At 65.8% G+C, this 2,837-nt stretch carries 1 protein-coding gene and 1 tRNA gene; both read right to left on the bottom strand.

All coding sequences use genetic code 11. The annotated features are described in order from the left end of the window. A partial coding sequence (locus EB084_23155) for a hypothetical protein (protein ID NDD31162.1) occupies positions 1-2,111 on the bottom strand: 2,111 nt, incomplete at its 3' end. A gap of 238 nt (positions 2,112-2,349) precedes the next feature. Next, positions 2,350-2,423: transfer RNA gene (locus EB084_23150), tRNA-Gln, on the bottom strand. Positions 2,424-2,837: the final 414 nt, after the last annotated feature.

The following is a 2,837-nucleotide window of genomic DNA, read 5'->3' as shown; positions in this document are numbered from 1 at the left end:
CCGCCGCCGCCACCACCGCCACCGCCGGTGCTGCCGCCCGAAGAGCTGGAACCGCCCGACGAGCTGGAGCCGCCGCCACCGTCGTCTGGCGTCGGCGTGGGTGTCGCGCCTGGAACAGCCACGGTGACCTGCGCGCTCTGCGACGCCGTGGAAGGATTGTCTGCGTTCACGGCCTTGGCCACGTAGGTGTAGGTCGTGCCGGGGGAGGCCGTGGTATCGACATAGGAGGTCGAGTTCGGGTTCAAGGCTGCGATGGGCTGCGGGGTCGAGGCGCCCACGCCGCGGAGCACCTGATACGACGACTCCACGTCGCAGTTGTCGGTCCAGGTGAGGCTGACCGAGCTGCTCGTTGCGCTTCCCTGCAGATTGGTCGGCGCGTTGTTCTTGAAGATGCCGCGCGCCAGGAGCGATGCGCGCAGCTGCGGTCGAAGGTCGATGACCCCGATGTTGAGCAGCTGGGTGTTGGCATCGATCAGCGCGTGCCCACCCTGGTTGAACGAAGGTTTGTCGGGCACCATCATCTGGCTCTGCAGAACGATGCGCAGCATCTGATCGCGCTTCGACGACGTGTTGAGCGTGATAAAGACGTTCCACAGGGCGGCAGACCAGATCTCACCGTCATCGTGAACCTCGTTCTGGATGTCGGTGGGAAAGATCTTGTTGCCGTCGACGCGCCGGAGGTTGGGCGGGTTGGCCGCGCTGTAGGCGGTGGCGTCCCACTCACCCACGGCCGCCGGATCGAAGCCGCTGGCCACGCTCTTGTCAAAGGTGAGCGCCGCGGCCCAGAAGTCGCCGAAGCCCTCACCCATGGCGCCGGCCTGGTTTCCCGACCCGCCGTCTGCACCCGTGTAAAGGTAGAAGCCGTTGGTCTGGTTGTCTTGAATCGCGTGCCCCATCTCGTGCAGCACGATGTCGCAATCTTCTGCGTCGGGCACGCCGCCTCTGCCGTACGCGATGTACCCCTGGCTGTTGCCGTTGCCGCTGTAGTGAGAGTTGTCATCGCCGCTCACGCCGTCGACGTCGACCTGCATCGCGTAGTTCATCACGTTCGGGAAGCCCAGCGTGCCGTGGATGTAGCGCGCGGCCGCGTCGATGGCGCGGTAGGCGTTGGTGGCGCGGAAGGCCGGGTTGCTCCGAGCAAACGTGAAGCCGTTTGCCGTGGCCACTGAGGGGGGCGCGGTCGTGGGGGGCTCGATCTCGGCGATCTGTACGTACGGGCCGGTCAGCACGAAGTTGGCGCCGTTCTGGGTGATGCCCAGCAGCGGCAGGTTGACCATGCGCCCGCCCAGCGTTCCGTCGGACGTGGCGTTGGTGAAGGTGCCGTTCGGCTGGACCGGGCTGAAGTTGAGGGGGTTGGGGTCGAAGACGTTGCCGCTGCCATCGATCGACGCGGTGAGGCGCTTGTGGGCGAGCACGTTGCCTGTGGCGTCGTCGATTACGCAGGCCGCCGTCGACTGCGACGCTTCGCTGCGAAGAATCACGCGATGCACGTTGCGCAGAGACGGTCCGGCGTTCCACAGCGCCGCCTCGCTCTGCATCACGCTGAGTTTGAGGGGTGTGTCGCTCGCCACGGCGATCTTGAACCCGCGCTTGTCGGTGCCGGCGTCGATGCGCTGCTTGAAGGCGTTCGCCGCGGAGTCGAGGGCCTTCTGGGCGCTCGACTGCGACGCGGCGGCCTGTGCGGCAACCGGCGCCGCTCCGCTGAGAACCTGCGTCACCGCGCCGTCGCGGTTCACAATCACGTCGATGCCGCCGTTCAGCACAGGGAGACCTTGAACCGTCTGCTGCAGGGTGACGCGGGTTCCGCCAGGGGATTCGACCTGACGCGTCACTCGGAAGAGCCCGGCGTCGGCCTGCTCGAGCCCCAGGGCCTGCCAGTGCTTCTGTACGAAGGCGGTGGCGTTTTCGCCAGGCCGCCCCCCACCATACCATGCGCCGTTGCGCATGGCCTTCAGGGTTCCGTCTGGCGCGCGATCAAACGAGACAGACTCGGCCTTTGCGCCGTTCTCGAGACGCAGGTGAGACACATCTTCGTGGATCTTCGACGCTGTCGAGGGATCGGCCTCAGCCCGCCCCCCCAGAGGGACCAGGACGACCGACGCGGCGATCATCAGTGCCGCAAGCGGTACGGCTACAAGCTTCTTCAATGCAGGGGATCTCCTTCGTGAGACGTGGAGAGCGGCGCAGCAGACCTGACGCACGTCGTTTGGACGCACTGCACCGCCAAAAGGTTTCTAGACGAAGGCTCGATGGTCCCCTGCCTGCCGGCCCCTGGACGCCCTTTCGAGCGTCTGGAGCGCGAGGCCGCAGAAACGAAAAAAGCGAACCATCAGGTTCGCTTTAGCACGTTGGCTGCCGGGGAAGGAGTCGAACCCTCACATACTGATCCAGAGTCAGCTGTCCTACCATTAGACGACCCGGCAATTTTGGTCTCTGCATTATAACAACCCCCCCCTGGCCTGTCAACGCGCGCTGAGGGGCGGGTGCTGATGACGATCGTTGATCTGGGCATCAGGCAAGGGCCTGGTGAATGTCCGGCACGTCAAGACCCTGAGAGAGACCAGGCCCGTGGGGGCATCGGCTTCACTGACGAACACGGAGCAGCCCGAGAGGCTCCTGTTGCAGCAGACTGCGGCGTTCTCAGGAGCGCCATGGGCGCGCGATTGGAGGGCCTGTACCCACCTCGGCACACTGCGTGCGTGTCCACCACGAGGCCGTGGGGGACATTGGTGCGGAGCTACGCGAACGGGGGCGCACGCTGCGTGTCCACCACGGGGCCGTGGGGGACATCGGTGCGGAGCTACGCGAACGGGGGCGCACGCTGCGTGTCCACCACG

This window comes from Pseudomonadota bacterium, assembly GCA_010028905.1.
In the GTDB taxonomy this organism is placed as follows: Bacteria; Vulcanimicrobiota; Xenobia; order RGZZ01; family RGZZ01; genus RGZZ01.
The sequence above is the reverse complement of the archived record's forward strand: the minus strand, read 5'-3'. Positions and strand labels throughout refer to the sequence as shown.